Annotated in this window: 17 protein-coding genes; 6 read left to right on the forward strand and 11 right to left on the reverse strand. The window is 64.9% G+C overall.

The window, feature by feature from the left end:
• The first annotated feature begins 17 nt into the window (after nt 1–17).
• Nucleotides 18–221, forward strand: coding sequence for a type II toxin-antitoxin system HicA family toxin (locus BMX61_RS01090; RefSeq protein ID WP_075627286.1), 204 nt, complete (start codon nt 18–20; stop codon nt 219–221).
• A gap of 11 nt (nt 222–232) precedes the next feature.
• Nucleotides 233–631, forward strand: a complete 399-nt coding sequence (locus tag BMX61_RS01095) for a type II toxin-antitoxin system HicB family antitoxin (protein WP_075627285.1) — start codon at nt 233–235, stop codon at nt 629–631.
• Nucleotides 632–640: 9 nt separating this feature from the next.
• Here the strand turns inward: BMX61_RS01095 and nirD are convergent, their stop codons facing one another.
• The 11 genes from nirD to BMX61_RS01150 all read right to left on the reverse strand — a co-directional run bounded on the left by nirD (nt 641) and on the right by BMX61_RS01150 (nt 12422).
• A complete protein-coding gene (nirD, locus tag BMX61_RS01100) occupies nt 641–973 on the reverse strand; it encodes a nitrite reductase small subunit NirD (RefSeq protein ID WP_075627284.1) in 333 nt (110 codons plus the stop codon).
• A 94-nt stretch (nt 974–1067) separates the two neighbouring features.
• A complete protein-coding gene (gene nirB, locus BMX61_RS01105; RefSeq protein ID WP_075627488.1) occupies nt 1068–3527 on the reverse strand; it encodes a nitrite reductase large subunit NirB in 2460 nt (819 codons plus the stop codon).
• A 5-nt stretch (nt 3528–3532) separates the two neighbouring features.
• Nucleotides 3533–4330: an ABC transporter ATP-binding protein gene (locus BMX61_RS01110; protein WP_075627283.1), complete on the reverse strand. Its 798-nt coding sequence runs from the start codon at nt 4328–4330 to the stop codon at nt 3533–3535.
• Nucleotides 4331–4341: 11 nt separating this feature from the next.
• On the reverse strand, nt 4342–5265 hold the full coding sequence (ntrB, locus tag BMX61_RS01115; RefSeq protein ID WP_075627282.1) for a nitrate ABC transporter permease: 924 nt from the start codon (nt 5263–5265) through the stop codon (nt 4342–4344).
• Between the two features lie 64 nt (nt 5266–5329).
• The gene (locus BMX61_RS01120) at nt 5330–6646 is read right to left on the reverse strand and encodes a CmpA/NrtA family ABC transporter substrate-binding protein (protein ID WP_075627281.1); all 1317 of its coding nucleotides are present in this window, start codon (nt 6644–6646) and stop codon (nt 5330–5332) included.
• A gap of 408 nt (nt 6647–7054) precedes the next feature.
• Complete coding sequence (locus tag BMX61_RS01125) at nt 7055–8329, reverse strand: CmpA/NrtA family ABC transporter substrate-binding protein (RefSeq protein ID WP_075627280.1); 1275 nt, start codon at nt 8327–8329, stop codon at nt 7055–7057.
• Between the two features lie 54 nt (nt 8330–8383).
• Nucleotides 8384–8971: an ANTAR domain-containing response regulator gene (locus BMX61_RS01130; RefSeq protein WP_075627279.1), complete on the reverse strand. Its 588-nt coding sequence runs from the start codon at nt 8969–8971 to the stop codon at nt 8384–8386.
• 75 nt (nt 8972–9046) lie between these two features.
• Entirely contained in the window at nt 9047–10843 is a 1797-nt protein-coding gene (locus BMX61_RS01135; RefSeq protein WP_075627278.1) for an adenine deaminase, read from the reverse strand.
• Between the two features lie 27 nt (nt 10844–10870).
• Nucleotides 10871–11503: a glutathione S-transferase family protein gene (locus tag BMX61_RS01140; protein WP_075627277.1), complete on the reverse strand. Its 633-nt coding sequence runs from the start codon at nt 11501–11503 to the stop codon at nt 10871–10873.
• Nucleotides 11503–12171 (reverse strand): Rieske (2Fe-2S) protein, encoded by a 669-nt coding sequence (locus BMX61_RS01145; protein ID WP_075627276.1) that lies wholly within the window; start codon nt 12169–12171, stop codon nt 11503–11505. The genes BMX61_RS01140 and BMX61_RS01145 overlap by 1 nt, the downstream gene beginning before the upstream one ends.
• Entirely contained in the window at nt 12168–12422 is a 255-nt protein-coding gene (locus BMX61_RS01150) for a hypothetical protein (RefSeq protein ID WP_075627275.1), read from the reverse strand. The genes BMX61_RS01145 and BMX61_RS01150 overlap by 4 nt, the downstream gene beginning before the upstream one ends.
• Nucleotides 12423–12718: 296 nt before the next feature.
• Here BMX61_RS01150 and BMX61_RS01155 point away from each other — a divergent pair, with 296 nt between their 5' ends.
• The 4 genes from BMX61_RS01155 to BMX61_RS01170 all read left to right on the forward strand — a co-directional run bounded on the left by BMX61_RS01155 (nt 12719) and on the right by BMX61_RS01170 (nt 17546).
• Nucleotides 12719–13840: a BMP family ABC transporter substrate-binding protein gene (locus BMX61_RS01155; RefSeq protein ID WP_075627274.1), complete on the forward strand. Its 1122-nt coding sequence runs from the start codon at nt 12719–12721 to the stop codon at nt 13838–13840.
• Nucleotides 13841–13938: 98 nt separating this feature from the next.
• On the forward strand, nt 13939–15519 hold the full coding sequence (locus tag BMX61_RS01160) for an ABC transporter ATP-binding protein (RefSeq protein ID WP_075627273.1): 1581 nt from the start codon (nt 13939–13941) through the stop codon (nt 15517–15519).
• 2 nt (nt 15520–15521) lie between these two features.
• Nucleotides 15522–16565 carry an ABC transporter permease gene (locus BMX61_RS01165; RefSeq protein ID WP_092742186.1) on the forward strand — a complete coding sequence of 348 codons (1044 nt, stop codon included), beginning with the start codon at nt 15522–15524 and terminating at the stop codon, nt 16563–16565.
• A gap of 45 nt (nt 16566–16610) precedes the next feature.
• Entirely contained in the window at nt 16611–17546 is a 936-nt protein-coding gene (locus BMX61_RS01170; RefSeq protein ID WP_075627272.1) for an ABC transporter permease, read from the forward strand.
• Nucleotides 17547–17606: the final 60 nt, after the last annotated feature.

Below are 17606 nucleotides of genomic sequence, written 5' to 3' on the forward strand. Positions count from 1 at the left end.
CATTGATGGAGGCGCGGATGGAGCGTGACAGCCGCAAGATCATCCAGCGGCTCAAGGATGACGGCTTCACGCTCGTCAAGATCTCCGGTTCGCACCACAAGTTTCGTAAGGATGATCGAACGGTCATCGTGCCACACCCGAAGAAGGATTTGCCGCTCGGCACGGCGCGGAGCATCGCGCGCCAGGCGGGCTGGCTGAGCGAGCCTTCCGCCGAAGAGTGAAAGGATAGTCCATGCGGTCCTATCTCGCCCTTGTTCACAAGGATCCCGACAGCGCCTTCGGCCTGTCCTTTCCGGATCTGCCCTCGGTGTTTTCCGCCGCCGACGAGGAGGGCGACCTGATCGACAAGGCGGTGGAGGCGCTGCGCCTGTGGGCGGAGGATGAAGAGCTGCCGGAGCCGACCCCCATCGACGTTTTGCTCGCCCGTCCGGACCTTCGCCAGGAGCTGGCTGAGGGGGCTTTCCTGATCCGCGTGCCGCTGATCGAGGACGACGTCCGTGTCGTGCGCGCCAATGTCACCTTCGAAGCCGGCACGCTGCGGGCCATCGATGCCGCGGCGGCCAAGCGCGGGCTGACGCGCTCGGCCTTTCTGGCAAGCTGCGCGCGCAAGGAGATCGAGCGGGCGGGCTGACATCGTCCTCTACTCCGCCGCCGCCAGCGCTGGCTCGGCAAGCGCGATCGACAGCAGGCCGTTCTCGTTGCGAACGGGAAAAGTGCGCACGCCTCCCTCATCCGCGCCGAGCGCCTCGCCGGTTTCGAGCGAGATGACCCAATTGTGCAGCGGGCAGGTGACGGCGGCGCCGTGGACGATACCTTCGGACAGCGGGCCGTTCTTATGCGGGCAGCGGTTTTCGATGGCATAGACGGCATTGTCGGCAGTGCGGAACACGGCGATCTTGCCGGCCGGGGTCTTGATGCAGCGCGCGCCGCGCTGGGGAATGTCGTCGATCTCGCCGATGGTGATCCAGCTCATGGGTCTGCTCCTTCACAGGGGACTTAGGCGGCCAGATTCGTCTGGCCGAAGGGGATGCCGCCGCCGTTCCGCGTGCCGGAAAGGCGGCAAAGCGTCATTCGGCTGCAGCTTCGAAGCCGACCGTCGCCATGGGCTTGAACTCGTGCTTGTCCTTGCCGGAGACGCGCTCCGACCAGGGGTCCACCTGCGCGAACTGCTGGGAGAAGACGAAGCGCTCGTAGTAGGCGCGGCGCTTCTCGCCATCCTCCAGGATCTGGCGGCGAATCTCGTCAAGCCCGATGCGCTTGGCCCATTTGTAGATGCGCTCGAGATAGCGGGCTTGCTCGCGATACATCTGGGTGAGCGCCACGATATGTTCGAGCGCCTCGTCCTCGGTCTTGACGAGGCCGAGCACCTCCGTGCCCTTGATGTCGAGGCCCGCCGCGCCGGCGAAGTGGATTTCGAAGCCGGAGTCGACGCAGATGACGCCGATGTCCTTGCAGGTCGCCTCCGCGCAATTGCGCGGACAGCCGGAGACTGCCAGCTTCAGCTTGGCCGGGGTCCAGGAGCCCCACATGAACTTTTCGATGCGGATGCCGAGCCCGGTCGAATCCTGCGTGCCGAAGCGGCACCAGTCGGAGCCGACACAGGTCTTCACGGTGCGCAGCCCCTTGGCATAGGCCTGGCCGGAGATGAAGCCGGCCTTGCCGAGATCGGCCCAGACGGCCGGCAGGTCTTCCTTTTCGATGCCGAGCAGGTCGATGCGCTGGCCGCCGGTGACCTTGACCATCGGGATCTCGAACTTGTCGACCACATCGGCGATGGCGCGCAGCTCGGCCGCATTGGTGACGCCGCCCCACATGCGCGGCACGACCGAATAGGTGCCGTCCTTCTGGATATTGGCGTGGACGCGCTCGTTGATGAAACGCGACTGGTAATCATCGGCATATTCGTCCGGCCAATCACAGACGAGATAGTAGTTCAGTGCCGGGCGGCACTTGGCACAGCCGCAGGAGGTCTTCCATTCCAGTTCCTGCATGACGGCCGGGATGCTCTTCAGCCCCTTGGCCTTGATCAGCCGGCGCACATCGTCATGACCAAGCTCGGTGCAGGCGCACATCGGAGTGACGGCGGCGGGGTTGTAGCTGTCGCCGAGCGTCAGCGCCATCAGCTGCTCGACAAGGCCGGTGCAGGAGCCGCAGGAGGCGGATGCCTTGGTGTGGGCGCGCACGCCGTCGAGCGTGGTCAGCCCCTTGCCGGTGATGGCAGAGGTGATCTTGCCCTTGCACACGCCGTTGCAGCCGCAGATTTCCGCATCATCCGGCAAGGCTGCAACGGCCGCCATAGGGTCCAGGGGGGTGCCCCCCTGATAGGCTTGGCCGAAGATCAGCGTGTCGCGCATGGCGGAAATATCGGTCGCCTTCTTCATCAGGTCGAAGAACCAGGAGCCGTCTGACGTCTCGCCATAAAGCACCGCGCCGATGATGCGGTTGTCCTTCAAGACGAGGCGCTTGTAGATGCCGGCGTTGGCGTCGCGCAGCACGATTTCCTCGCGTCCCTCGCCCTCGGCGAAATCGCCCGCCGAGAACAGATTGATGCCGGTGACCTTCAGCTTGGTGTTGGTCACCGAGCCGTGATATTCCGCCGCGCCGCCGGAGAGACGGTCGGCCAGAACCCGCGCGCTTTCATAGAGCGGCGCCACCAGGCCGTAGCACATGCCGCGATGCTCGGCACATTCGCCGAGCGCGAAGATCGAGGCGTCCGAGGTCATCATGCCGTCATCGACGACGATGCCACGATTGACGGCAAGCCCGGCCTCCTTGGCAAGACCTGCTGCCGGGCGGATGCCGACGGCCATGACCACGAGGCTGCCCTCGATCACCCGGCCATCCTCAAGCTCGATGCCCTCCACCTTGTCCGTGCCGAGAACGCGCTTGGTGTTGGCCTTGGTGATGATCTCGATGCCGCGCTCGTTGAGCGCTTTTTCGAGCAGATAGGCAGCGGCCGGATCGAGCTGGCGCTCCATGATCGTCGGCATCAGATGGATGACGGTGACCTCCATGCCCTGCCGCTTCAGGCCATAGGCAGCCTCAAGACCCAGAAGACCGGCGCCGATGACGATCGCCCGACCGCCCGATTTGGCCGCGGCAAGCATATGGTCGACATCGTCGAGATCGCGATAGGCGACGACGCCTTGAAGCTGATGACCGGGAACTGGGATGATGAAGGGCAGGGAGCCGGTGGCGATCACCAGCTTGTCGTAAGATGCAGTGACGCCATTGGCCGAGGTCACGGTCTTGGCGGCGCGGTCGATCTCGGTGACGCGGGCGCCCTTGTGCAGCGTGATGCCATGGCCGCGATACCAGTCGTCGCCATGGATGACGATCTGCTCAAAGCTCTTTTCGCCCGAGAGAACGGGGGAGAGCATGATGCGGTCGTAATTGACGCGCGGCTCGGCGTTGAAGATCGTCACCTCATAAGCGCCGGGCGCCTGTTCGAGGAGATGTTCCAGCATGCGGCCCGGCGCCATGCCATTGCCGATAATTACAAGCTTTTGGGGGTTGAGAGCGGTCATGACGGTCACTCCGCGGCTTCGACGAAGCGGTGGCGTTCGTAGAGGAACTTCAGCACGGCTTCGCGGCATTTGAGATAGGTTCGGTCGGCGGCCAGCGCGATGCGGTCGCGTGGGCGGGGGATCGGCACAGAGAGCACCTCGCCGATGCGCGCCGCCGGACCGTTGGTCATCATGACGATCCGGTCGGAGAGCAGCACGGCCTCGTCCACGTCGTGGGTGATCATCACCATGGTGTTGCCGAGCCGGGCATGGATCTCCATCACCGCATCCTGCAGATGGGCGCGGGTCAAGGCGTCGAGCGCGCCGAAGGGCTCATCGAGCAGCAGGATCTTCGGCTCCATCGAGAGTGCGCGGGCGATGCCGACGCGCTGCTTCATGCCGCCGGAAATCTCGGCGGGGCGCTTGTCGCCGGCATGGGCCATCTGCACGAGATCGAGATTGTGCATTACCCAGTCATGGCGCTCGGCCTTGGTCTTCTTGGAGCCGAAGACCTTGGAGACGGCGAGATTGACATTGTCGTAGACGGTCAGCCAAGGCAGCAGCGAATGATTCTGGAAAACCACGGCGCGCTCCGGGCCGGGGGCGTTGACCTCCCGGTTTTCCAGGAGAACCGCGCCGGCCGAGACCTTGGTTAGGCCGGCGATCAGGTTCAGCATGGTGGACTTGCCGCAGCCGGAATGGCCGATGATCGAGACGAATTCGCCCTTGTCGATCGTCAGGTTGATGCCTTTCAGCACCTCGGTCCGGGCGCCGGCGCGGTCGAAATGCTTGTCGATATGGTCGAGCTTGAGATAGGCGGTCATGGCCTTGCTCCTCAGTTGGTGGCCGCGCCGCGGGTGATGATCCGGGCGGCGAAGGCGACGAGCTTGTCGAGGATGAAGCCGACCACGCCGATATAGACGAGGGCGACGATGATGTCGGGCAGGCGCGAGGAGTTCCAGGCATCCCAGATGAAGAAGCCGATGCCGACGCCGCCGGTCAGCATTTCCGCCGCGACGATGGCGAGCCAGGAGAGGCCGACGCCGATCCGGAGCCCCGTGAAGATGTAAGGGCTGGCGGCCGGCAGCATGATCTTGAAGAAGAACTCGATCTGGTTGAGCCGCAGCACCTCCGCGACATTGCGGTAGTCTGCCGGAATGTTGCGCACGCCGACGGCCGTGTTGATGATCACCGGCCAGATCGAGGTGATGAAGATCACGAAGATGGCCGACGGATTGGCCTGCTGGAAGGCGGCGAGCGAGAGGGGCAGCCAGGCGAGCGGCGGCACGGTGCGCAGCACCTGGAAGATCGGATCGAGCCCGCGCATGGCCCAGACCGACTGGCCGATGACGGCCCCGACGAGAATGCCGGCAATGGCGGCCAGGCCGAAGCCATAGGCCACGCGCTGCAGCGAGACCAGCACGCGCCAGCCGAGCCCGATATCCTGCGAGCCATTGTCGAAGAAGGGCGAGACGATCAGGTCGCGGCTCTGCTCCCAGACAGTGGCAGGCGAGGGCAGGGAGGCATCGGGCGCCGAACAGAGGACCTGCCAAAGGCCGACGAGCAAAGCGAGGACGACGAGCGGCGGCAGAACCGACTGGGCAAGGCCTAGGCCGATCCGCTTGAGGTTGAAGCGCGGCTGCGGGCGGCGGGACAGCGCGACGACGGTGCCGGTCGTGGCGCGCGCGGAGCCAGCGGCCTTGCGGTCGGCACTCGTGCTTGGGCCGGAGCCGGAGGGGATGGGGGCCAATGCGGACATGGCAGGTTTCCTTGACGAAAGAGGGAGAGCGGCGGCGGCCCTATGGAGGGCGGCCTGCCGTGGGTCAGGAGGCGGCCTTGATCGACAGGCTCTTCAGGTAGGCGGAGGGATCGGCCGGATCGAAGGTCTTGCCGTCGAAGAAGGTCTCGACCCCGCGCGACGTGGAGGCCGGGATATCGGCGTCGGCGACCGAAAGCGTCTTGGCGGCCGAGCGCCAGAGATCCTCGCGGTTGACGGCATCGACTAGCGTCTTGATGTCGGTATCCGGCGCGAGCTTGCCCCAGCGGATGTTCTCGGCCAGGAACCAGGTGTCATGGCTCTTGAAGGGGTAGGACGCGGCGTTCTGCCAGAACTTCATGTAGAGGTCGGTGCCTTTGACGACGCGACCATTGCCATAAGTGATGTCGCCCTTCAGGCGGCCGAGCACGTCCTTCGGCGGCACGTTGAACCACTGGCGGCGGCCGAGGATGGCGGACATCTCCTCCTTGTTGGCCATGCTGTCGCACCAGATCTGGGCTTCCATCACCGCCATCAGCAGCGCCTGTGTCGCCTTCGGGTTCTTCTCGATCCAGTCGGCGCGCATGCCTAGCGCCTTTTCCGGATGGCCCTTCCACAGCTCGCCCGTGGTGCAGGCGGTAAAGCCGATGCCCTGGTTGACGAGCTGTTCGTTCCACGGCTCGCCGACGCAGAACACGTCCATATTGCCGACCTTCATATTGGCGACCATCTGCGGCGGCGGCACCACGATGGTGGAGACGTCCTTGTCCGGATCGATGCCGCCGGCAGCCAGCCAATAGCGGATCCACAGGTCATGCGTGCCTCCGGGGAAGGTCATGGCCGCCTTGATCTCGCCGCCCTCGGCCTTCTTCTTCTCGAAGGCGGCCTTGAGCTTGGAGGCATCGAGCGTCACGCCGGTGTCGGCATAGGATTTGGCGACGGAAATGCCCTGGCTGTCGGTGTTGAGCCGGGCGAGGATCGCCATCGGCACCTTCTGGCCGTTCTGGGTCACCTTGCCGGTGTGCAGGAGATAGGGAAGCGGCGAGAGGATATGGGCGCCGTCAATGCCGCCAGCCGCCCCGCCCAGCACCAGATTGTCGCGCGTGGCGCCCCAAGAGGCCTGCTTGGCGACCTCGACATCGGGCAGGCCGTATTTTTCGAACAGGCCCTTTTCCTTGGCGACGATCAGCGGCGCGGCGTCGGTCAGCGCGATATAGCCGAGCTTGACGCCAGTCACTTCAGGCGCGGGGGCAGCAGCGAAAGCGCCTGATGGAAAGGCGGAGCGGATGGCCGTCACCAAGGCGGCGCCGGCGGAGATTTTCAGAAGGTCGCGGCGGTTGAGGCCGGAGGCGGAGGAGCGGGGTGTGCTCGAAAGCTTGGTCATGGGAGGCGCGGTCCTCTTGGATGGGGCGCGGATGGCCGGAGGCGGAAATTCGGGCATAAAAAAACGCCGCTCGGAGTTGCCTTGAAGCGGAGAGTTTCTCTCCCGCAGGCAGATCCTTGCGACGTCGGTGTCAGCGATGAGCCGTCTCGCACGGCCCCTCTTGCGTCCCCATCCTCGTTGACAGGCGCGTTTTATAGGAAGCAAACGCCGTGCCAGTTTCAGTTATTTTTTATAAGTATCTATTTTTATTTATAAAATTATGGGAAGACTCCCGGCCTGCTGGAGCGGCTTGATATGATGCAGTGCAAATTTCTTATGCAGCTGCCACGCGCTGCGTTGAAATTCATGCATCGTGAATGTGCAGCATTTCTAGAATGCCCGATCGAAGGCAGTCTTGTTGTCCAGGCTTCAGCTCTCGTCGTCGAAGCTGAGGCCGGTATCGGCGCGCACCGGAAAGGCGGCGACATAGGCGGGAATATCGGCCGGGTTGAAGACATGGCCGTCCATGAAGCCATCGTCTGCCTCCATCCCTTCAGCACGCAGATCCTGCGTCGTGTCAGGCGCCTGATCGCCGAGTGCTGCGCGGTAGAGATCGGGACGATAGGCCGAGAGAACCGCATCGAGCCCTGCATGGCTGAAGCTCGTCTGACCCCAGCGGATCATCTGGCTGTAGATCCACAGAGCCTGGCTCGGCCGCGGATAGTTCGCGTGCCCAGCGTGAAAGCCGATATAGTCCGGGATCATCCGCCGGTTGCCCTGGTCATCGAGGCCGAATTCGCCCGAGAGAACATGGCGCAGAAGCTCGGCCGGGGTGGAGAGATAGCGCGGCTCGGCCAGTACCTCGGCCAAGGCGGTGTGGTTGGCGCGGTCGTCGCACCAGCGCGCGGCGGCGTCGAGCGCGACGAGCAGGCGCAGCACATGCTCTCGATGCTTCTCCGCGAAATCGGGGCGCAAGCCCAGCACCTTTTCCGGCGCGGAGGGCCAGATATCCTGCTTGGCGGCGACGATGCGGCCGACGCCGCGCGCGCTGGCCACCATGTTCCACGGCGCGCCGACGCAGAAGCCGTCGATGGCGCCGGCAGCCAGCGCATCGGAGGTCAGCGGCGGCGGCACGACCACGAGCTTGACGTCCCGATCCGGATCGATGCCGCCGGCGGCCAGCCAGTAGCGCATCTCGTAATGATGCGAGGAGAAGGGATAGGTGACGCCGAAGGTCGGCACCGCCTCGCCGCGTTCGCGAAGGCTCTTGAGCACGGCAGCCAGGGCGCGAGCATTGGCGAGCGCGTCTTCCTGCGGGCCGAGCAACCCCGTCTCCTGCATGCGGGCGAAAAGCCGGATGGACAGCGTGATGGCATTGCCGCCGCGCCCGAGCGAGAAGGGCGCGATGGTCGGCGAGGGGTTAGAGCCGAGCCCCAGCATGGAGGCCACCGGCATGGGCGAGAGCATGTGGGCGATGTCGAACTGGCGGAAGGCCAGCCGGTCGCGGATATTGGCCCAGGAAACGTCCTTCACCAGATCGATGGCCAGCCCCTCGCGCGCGGCAAAGCCGAATTCGGCCGCCGCGATCAGAACGGAGGCATCCACCAGCGGGATGAAGCCGGCGCGAAAGACGCGTGGACCGTCTTCGCCCACAAGAGCGGGCGCGGAAAGCGTGGAACCGGCATCGGACTCAAGGAAGGTCATGACCAAACTGCCTGCAAGAGAAAGGGGTGCCAAAGCGGGGAGGACAGGGGGTCATCACATCAACAGTCCCGCGGCAGTCACGACGCTTTGGGCGATCTCGATCATCTTCTTCTTCTCGTTCATCGCCGTCTGGCGCAGGAGCGCGAAGGCCTCCTCCTCCGACAGGCCGCGCATCTTCATCAGGATGCCTTTGGCCCGCTCGATCACCTTGCGCGCTTCCAGCGCGGATTTGGCATCGGCCAGTTCGCGCTGCAGGCGGCTGAAGGCGTTGAAACGGCTGACGGCCATGTCGAGGATCGACTTCACCCGCTCCTTTTTCAGCCCGTCCACCACATAGGCCGAGACGCCGGCCTCGACCGCCTGTTCGATCGAGGCCGTGTCGGCGCGGTCGACAAACATGGCGATCGGCCGCGAGACCATGCGGGTGAGCTGGAACAGATGCTCCATCATATCGCGATTGGGATTTTCGATATCGATGATGATCACATCGGGTTCGAGCGTCTCGATCACCCGCGCGACGCCGCTGACCTCATGAATGACGGTTACGCGCAAATGCCCGGCCTCGCGAAGGCCCTCCTCGATGATCGAGGCGCGGATGGCGTTTTCGTCGATGACCAGGATCGTCAGATCGGGCTGCGTCATGGGCTTTCTGGCGTTCGGATGCTTGCGGTCGATGTCTGGGCCGGTTCGGCCGAATCAGGCTCTTATCATGCAGTCTCAGGCGGCGTCGAATAGCGGCACGATGTCCATGGCCGGTACGGTTACCAGACCTTTGTCGGTAATGCGGATTTCCGGGATCACCGAGAGCGGGATCAGGTTGAAGCCCATATAGGGAATGGTGCAGCCTGCCTTGTCCCATTCCGCCTTCAAGAGCTTCACCTCCTCGGCCACCGCATGTACCCGCTTGTCGGAGATCAGACCGGCGATCGGCAACGGTACCATGGCGGTGACCTTGCCATTCTGCACCACGCAAGCGCCGCCCTGATGTGCTTCGATGGCGCGCAGCGCCACCTGCATATCCGCCTCATTGGTGCCGGCAATGATGATGTTGTGGCTGTCATGGCCGACGGAGGAGGCGACGGCGCCTGATCGCAGCGCGAAATTCGACAGCAATCCATGGGCGACATTGCCGGCGGACTTCCCATGCCGCTCGATCACGGTGACGAAGCAGAGGCCGTGGCGCTCGAAATGGGTCTGCCAGTCATTGGCCGGTTCGAGCCGGATCTTCTCGTGAACGAGGATGATGCCAGGCAGCTCGGTGCGGATGGTATTGGCGGTCACCGGTTTGGTCGGCAGCGCGGGCGTCAGCACGACCTGCTCCGGCAGCTTCACCGTGTGATAGGCGGCCTCGGGATAGCGATAGCGGTTGGAAAGCGCTTGATCGAGCACGGGAGTGATCGCTTTCTGATCGACCACCAGTTCGCCGCCATACCAGGTGCTGACCGGCTCCAGATCGTCGGTCAGCAGAACGAGATCCGCCCGCCGTCCGCCGCCGAGCCCGCCAATCTCGCCTTCCATGTGGTAGCGCGTGGCGCCATGGAGCGAGCCCATGGCCCAGGCCTGTTCCTTGCGCATGCCGGCAACGACCGCCTGGCGCGTCACCCAGTCCAGCCCGAAGGTCAAGAGATCGTCGGCGTCGCGGTCGTCGGTGCAGACCGCAATGCGTTTGTGCGAGGCGCCGAGCTCGGTGATCGTCTTGATGGCATGCGGCAGGGAATGCCAGGGCGTCGTCGGCGGCCCGCCGCGCAGGAACAGCCAGATGCCGGCCTCCAGCATGTCGTCGGCGATCTCGCGGTCGATCGCCTCATGCGTGTCGGTGACGCCTGAGGCAGCATAGGCGGCGACAAATTCCCGGCCATAGACATGGCCGCAGACCGGGCGGCCTCGCTCCAGGGCGGCGGCAAGAATGGCATGCGCCCGCTCGTCGCCCATCGCGACGGAGACGAAATCCATCTTTTCGCCGAGCGCCACGGCTTCCGGCCAACGGTCGAACAGGCCGGCGATCTTTTCGGGCGTGAAATCGCCGCCCGCCGTCTCCAGTTGCGGCGAGGTGGCGGGAATGGTGCTGGGCACAGTGAGGAAGATCGACAGCGGCGCATGGCGCGCATCCTCCAGCATGGCCTCGACGCCGGCCACATCCATGACATTGCCGATCTCGTGGCTGTCGCAGAAGATCGTCGTCACTCCATTCAAGAGCGCAGCTTCCGCATAGGCGCAGGCGGTGATCATGCTCGACTCGATGTGGATGTGCGGATCGACCAGCCCCGGCGCGATCAAGCCACCGCGTGCGTCATAGAAGGCCGCCCCTCTGCCGGAAAAGCTGCCGGCAGGCTTGACCGCCGCAATGCGCCCGCCCTTCACCCAGATCTCCCGGTCGGGCAGGATCCGCTCGGAATAAGTGGAGAGCACGCGGGCATCGCGAATGACGAGATCGGGCGCAGCACGGCCGGAGGCCACATCGGCCAGCTGCCGAGTCATGCTTGCAAGCGGTTTGACGGAAAAGCGTGTCAGCATCGGCGTGCCTCAGGAGAGCATCGGGCTTCAGTGGTAATCGGGAATGCCGGGCATGGTGATGAACCCCGGCAGTCTGCGCAGGCGCCGGAGCCAGAGGCGCAGCGCCGGATAGTCATTGTGGTCGATGCCATAATCGCGGCTGAGCGCAAAGGACGGGAAAAGCGCGAGATCGGCGATGGTCGGTTGCGTGCCGACAATCCAGTCCCGCCCCTCGATCCGGTTCAGCGTCATCCGGTCTTCCAGCACGCGAAAGGCGCTGCGGGCCTCGGCTTCCATCCGCGCCGTATCGCCGGCCAAAGCAAAGAGGGCGCAAAGCCGGGCCTGACGTGCCGCTGCCAGCGCACGTTCGGAAAAGGTAAGCCAGCTCATGACGTCTCCATGCAACGCCGGCTCCGTCGGCAGCCATTGCCTGGTCTCATCCTGACATGCCGCCAGCGTGGCAAGGATTGCGGCGCTGCCGGCCAATGGCGTGCCGTGGATCTCGAGTACGGGCATCAGGCCGAGTGGGCTCAGCCGGCGAAAAGCGGGGCTGTCATGCACATGGCCTGGAAACATGTCGACCGCCACACGCTCGGCCGTCACGCCCAGGAAGGACATCAGCAAGCGGACGCGGTAGCTGTCCTCGTCCATCTCGTAATCGTGGAGGATCAGTTGGGACATCAGGCAGCCTCGCCGGGTATCGCAACGCCCGCCTCGATCCGGTCGCGCAGCGCCTGCGCGAAGCGGGCGGCTTCGATCCGTGCCCTGGGGCCGGCCATGCCGGCTTCGACCAGAACATGCATCAGGGCCTTGCCATCATTGGCCGGATGCAGGCCAACGATCAGGCGCAGGCCTTCGACATCGAGGCGACCGAAGGTGCCGTCGCCGACCCAGCCAGCTTTTGAAAGCGCGTCGGCAAGTCTGTCGACCGGCGTGTTGATCGCCAGCGTCTGCACCGGCTCAGCTGCGACGGTCTCTGCGGCCGGCGGAAAGGTCAGGCTGTCTTGCTCCGTGGCCCAGATCAGACCCGCAGCCTCGCGTGCGGCCAAACGTGGAACGCGAATGGTCTGCGGCACGTCCAGCTGTGGATGGGCCGGAATGTGTCGGCACTGTCCGGCCGCATCATATTGCCAGCCGTGATACAAGCAGGCGATGTGATCGCCGCGTACGAAGCCGAAGCTCAGGCGCATGCCGCGATGCGGACAGCGATCCTCCCAGACATGGGCATTGCCCGAGGCATCGCGCCAGACGACCAGCTCGTGTCCTTCGACATGAAGCCCGGCCGAAGTCGAGGGCTCGATATCCGCCGACAGCGCGACCGGCAGCCATTGCGTTGCAAGGCGGCTCATGACGTGGGCCTCCAGGCCGTGGTTTCACGGTGAACATCGGTGACGAGACAATCCTGCGGTCCGAGGCTCAGCGCCATTTCGAAGGCATCGACCAGATCGGGCTGCCCCTCGACGGCCATGATGGCGCTGTTCACATCGCAGGCTCCGAGCGAAAGGGCAATGTCGAGCCGGCGGGCCCGATGACGGGCGAAGGCCTGGAAGCTCTCGCAGCGAAGCTTGCCGTGGAAGGTGAAACGAGCCTGCGCCGTCATGATCCCCGTTCCCCGGCTCCTGCTCTCGCCATGCTCATTCTCCTGATCTTTCCTTGAGCGACAGCACAAATTTTATGCATGCGCATGCTTTGTGCATTCTATGCGGCCTTTGCTTGGAAATTCAAGGGCGCTTTGTGCCGTCCAAGCCGCCATGCCCCTCTCGCCCGGAAATCTTGCCGCGCCTGACAGACGGCCGGTGCGTGGCATGAAGCTTGCAAGTTCTCCAGCCGAACGCCCTCTCATGGCCGCCAGTCCCGGTAGCCATGTCCTTGCTGTCAGAAGGACCAGACCTCGCCATGATCGACCTGCGCACATTGTCGCGTCGCGGATTTCTCAACATGGGCGCGCTTGGCGCGGCCTCGATGATGCTGCCGGCGGGCGTGACCCGGCCTGCGCTGGCGGCCGCGCCGCTCGCGCCGGTCAAGGAGGAAGAGGCCGTCGTCGCCTTCAGCCATGTCGGCCCGATCTCCGACGAAGGTTGGACCTGGGCGCATCACCAGGGTGTGCTGGCCGTTCAGGAAGCCTACCCGAAGCTGAAGAAGGTGCTCGAGGTCGAGAACGTGCCTTATTCGGCCGATGCGACGCGCACCTTCCGCCAGTTCGTCTCGGAAGGCGCCAGTGTGGTTTTCGATACCTCGTCCAAGGGCGACTTCCTCTATGAGGTCGTCAAGCGTTCGCCCGAGGTCGCCTTCCTGGAATGCGACGGCCACACCGTCGAAGGCAATCTCGGCTGGTATTATATCGCCCATTGGTATCCCACCTATGTGCTCGGCGTGGCCGCCGGCCATTTGTCGAAGAGCGGGAGGCTCGGCTATGTCGCCTCCTTCCCGGTTCCCTCGGTATTCTGCTCCACCAATGCGTTCCTGATGGGCGCGCGCTCGGTCAATCCGAAAGCGACGCTGCAGACCATCGTCATCAATTCCTGGTTCGACCCGCAGGCCGCCGCCCAGGCCGGCACGGCGCTGATCGACAATGGCTGCGATTTCCTCTTCGGCATCATGGACGAAGCCGCCTATCTGCAGGTGGCCGAAAAGCGCGGCGTCTGGGCGGCGATGTGGAACACCGACATTCGGCGCTACGGTCCGAGCGCCTATGTCTCCTCCATCATCATCGACTTCCGCAAATTCTATGTCGACCAGGTGGGCAAGCGTCTGGCCGGCACATGGGCGCCGGGCGAATTCATCCTGCCGCTCGGCGGCGGTGTGGACCGTGATGCCTGGGGCGAGAAGGTGCCGAAGGAGGTGGCCGCCGCCGCCGATGCCGTGCGCGACAAGATCCTGGGCGGCTGGTCGCCCTTCGCCGGCGAGATCAAGGATGCGAGCGGCGCGGTGCGCCTCGCCGCCGGCCAGACAATGAGCGAGAAGGATCTTTATGACTGGGATTGGTCGATCGAGGGTATTTCGGGCCTGAATGCCTGAGATCATGGCGCGCCGTCGTCGGCGCGCTCCTTTCCCTGGCGTGGGCCTTTCACCCACGCCTCGTCCCGCTCTCTGCCATGCCCGAAAGCCCTGATGCGATGATGTCGCCTATCCCCCGCTTCATGCCTCTGCCCGGCACGCCGCCGCTGGTGGAGATGAAGGGCATCGCCAAATATTTCCCCGGGGTCGTCGCCAACGAGGATGTCGACCTCACGGTCATGCCCGGCGAGATTCATGCGCTGCTGGGCGAAAACGGGGCCGGCAAATCGACCCTGATGAACATCCTCACCGGCATCTACCAGCCCGATAAGGGCGAGATGCTGATCGACGGTTATGCCAAGAGCCTGGCCTCGCCCCTGCAGGCGATTGCGGCCGGCATCGGCATGGTCCACCAGCATTTCAAGCTGGTGCAAGCCTTCACCGTGGCCGAAAACATCCATCTCGGCTGGGCCGAGACACCCATCGGCGCCTCCGCCCCCGTTCTGGAGGCGCGCACTGAGGTGCTGGCCCGCCGCTTCAATCTGGAAACGCGGCCTTCGGCGCGCGTTTCCGAGCTTTCGACCGGCGAGCAGCAGCGCGTCGAGATCCTCAAGGTTCTCGCGCGCAAGGCCCGCATCCTCATTCTCGACGAACCGACCGCCGTTCTGACGCCCGCCGAGGCGCGGGCGCTGTTTGCTGCGTTGCGCGCCTTCGTCGCCGAAGGCCATGCGGTGATCTTCATCAGCCACAAGCTGGAGGAAGTGCTGGAGATCTCCGACCGCATCACCGTGCTGCGCGGCGGGCGCAAGGTGGCGACACAGGATGCCGCCGACTGCACGGTGAAAGGCCTGGCAAGGATGATGGTCGGGCGCGACATCGTGCTTGCCGACATGCGCGCCCGGCCACAGGGCGCGGGCCCCTTGGCCGCGATGCCTGTGCTGGCGCTGGACAAAGCCTCAACGGACGGATCGGGCGGCGCCGTGGCGCTGAAGGACGTCACGCTGGCCGTGCGCCCGGGCGAAATCCTCGGCATTGCCGGCGTCGCCGGCAATGGCCAGAGAGAGCTGAGCCAGGTTCTGACCGGCATGCGGCCCTTGAGCGGCGGGCAGCTTCTGATCGACGGGCAGGCCGTCGCAAAGGCAGACGCCCGCGCCTTTGCCAAAGCGGGGATCGGCCATATCCCGGAAGACCGGCTGAAGAGCGGCTTGGCTCCAGCGCTCAGCGTCGCCGCCAATGCGGTGCTGCGCGAATATGACAAGCCGCCCGTGTCGGCGCGCGGCATGTTTTCGCCACGCGCGGCCCTTGCTCTGGCCCGTTCGATTGCCGAGGCAGCGGCCGTCGCCATTCCCGATTTCGCCATGCCTGTGCGCAATCTGTCCGGCGGCAACCAGCAGCGCCTCGTCGCCCGGCGCGAGATGCGCATTGCCAGCCGTCTTCTGGTGGCGGCCTATCCCAGCCGGGGGCTGGATGTCGGCGCCATCAACACCATGCTGCGCTACATCGTCGAGCTGCGCGATGCCGGCGCGGCCATCATCCTGATCTCCGAGGAGTTGGAGGAATTGTTGAACTTGTCGGACCGCATCGCCGTGCTCCATGAAGGCGAGGTCATGGGCGTGCTCGACAATGACCATATCGATATCGAGCGGATCGGCCTGATGATGGGCGGCCAGCGCCAAGCCGATATCAAGGCGGCGGTGTGATCATGGGCCCTTATCGCCTCCAGCGCTTTCCCTCCGCGGCTCCCGGCATCGCCCTGCTTGCGCGGCTTGGCGCCATCGTTCTGGCGCTCCTCATCTCCGCGCTCGTTCTGGCGCTGACCGGGGCCAAGCCGGGCGCGCTGGCGCTTCAGGTGGTGACCGCCAGCTTCGGCTCGCAATTCGGGCTGGAGGATCTCGGCCTTCTGGTTACGCCCCTGATCTTCACCGGCCTCTCCGTGGCGCTGGCGCTGAAGATAGGCGCTTGGAACATCGGTGCGGAGGGGCAATTTTACGCTGGCGCCTTCGCCGCTTCCGCCGTCGGCCTCTTCCTGCCGGTGGCCGAGCCGCTTTCGCTTTTTCTGATGCTGCTTGCAGGCCTTGTCGGCGGCGCGCTCTGGATCCTGATCCCGACGCTGGCGCGCGCCTATGCCGAGGTCAACGAGCTGATCACCACGCTTCTGATGAATTTCGTCGCCGTGCTCGGCGTCTATTATGTCTCGACCGGACCCTGGCGCGCCAAGGGCGCCAATTCGACGACGGCGCGCATCCCAGCGGAAATCCCTGAATTTTTCGGCTCGCTTCATTGGGGCCTGCCGGCGGCCGTTCTGCTTGCGCTGCTGCTGGCGCTGGCGCTTGCCCGGTCACGCTTCGGTTATGAGGTGCGGCTGGCTGGCTCCAATCCGCAGGCGGCACTTTATGCCGGCCTGCCTGCACGGCGGCGGCTGATCGCCGTCATGCTGGCAGCCGGCGCGCTTGCCGGCCTCGGCGGGATGGTGGAGGTGGCCGGCACGGTTCATCGCCTGCAGGGCGGGCTCTCCAACAGCTACGGCTATCTCGGTATCATGGTCGCGGTGCTCGCGCGCGGTTCGCTCGTTGGCGTCGTGTTTTCCGCCGCTCTGATGGCCTTCATCCTCAATGCCGGCATCATCCTGCAGACCCAGGGCCTGACCACCTCCACCGTTCTGGCGGTCACCGGGCTCATCCTGTTCCTCACCGCCATCGGCGACGAACTCGCCCATTACCGGCTGGTGCGCGATGCCAGAGCGTGAGAGCGGCATGATCGGGCGGCGCGACCAAGCAAGGGGCACATTCCGATGGATCTTCTGACCGGTCTTCTGACCACGGCGGTGCTGGCGGGCGGCGTGCTGGCGCTGGCCGCCCTCGGCGAGGTGCTGGCCGAGCGGGTCGGCGTGGTCAATCTCGGCGTCGAGGGGCTGATGGCGCTCGGTGCGATCACGGGGATCGCGACCGTTGCGGCCGTGCCCTCGCCCTGGCTTGGGTTTCTTGCAGCACTTGGTGTCGGCGCACTGTTCGGCATGGTCTTCGCCGCCGCCACGGTGCTCATCAAGGCGAACCAGGTTCTCTGCGGACTGGCGCTGACGCTGATTGGCAATGGCCTGTCGGCCACCATCGGGCGGGCCTATTCCGGAATGCCGGCGCGCGCCACATTCGAGGGCGTGGCCATCCCCTTGCTCAGCGAGATCCCTGTCATCGGCCGGGCGATCTTCTCGCAAAATCTCCTGGTCTATCTGATCTATGTCATCCTGCCGGTGGCGGTCAGCATCGTGATGTTTCGCACCCGCCACGGCCTCAATCTGCGCGCGGTGGGGGAAAATCCAGCCGCTGCGGATGCGGCGGGCATTCCCGTTACGCTGATGCGCTTTGCCTATGTCACGGCGGGCTCGGCGCTGGCGGCCGGGGCGGGGGCCTACCTGACGCTCGCTTTCGTGCCCGGCTGGTCGGAGGGCGTGGTGGCCGGGCGCGGCTGGATCGCGGTGGCCCTGGTCATCTTCGCCGGCTACAGGCCCTTGGCCGCCGTGCTCTCCGGCCTGCTGTTCGGCTTCATCACCGCCTTGGGCTTTGTCGGCCAGGCGCGCGGCTGGCCGGTAGCGCCCGCCTTTCTCTCCATGCTGCCCTATCTTGGCACCATGGGTTTCATCATCGTGCCCGTCATCGCCTGGCAGCGCATGCGCCGGATCATGGCCGCACCCGCCGCGCTCGGCCTGCCTTATTACCGCGATGTGCGCTGAGATCGGTGCCTTCGGGTAAAAGAGCCTTTACGCTTACAGGCTGGGAGGGCACAGTTGGCA

This window comes from Xaviernesmea oryzae, assembly GCF_900109605.1.
GTDB lineage: Bacteria > Pseudomonadota > Alphaproteobacteria > Rhizobiales > Rhizobiaceae > Xaviernesmea > Xaviernesmea oryzae.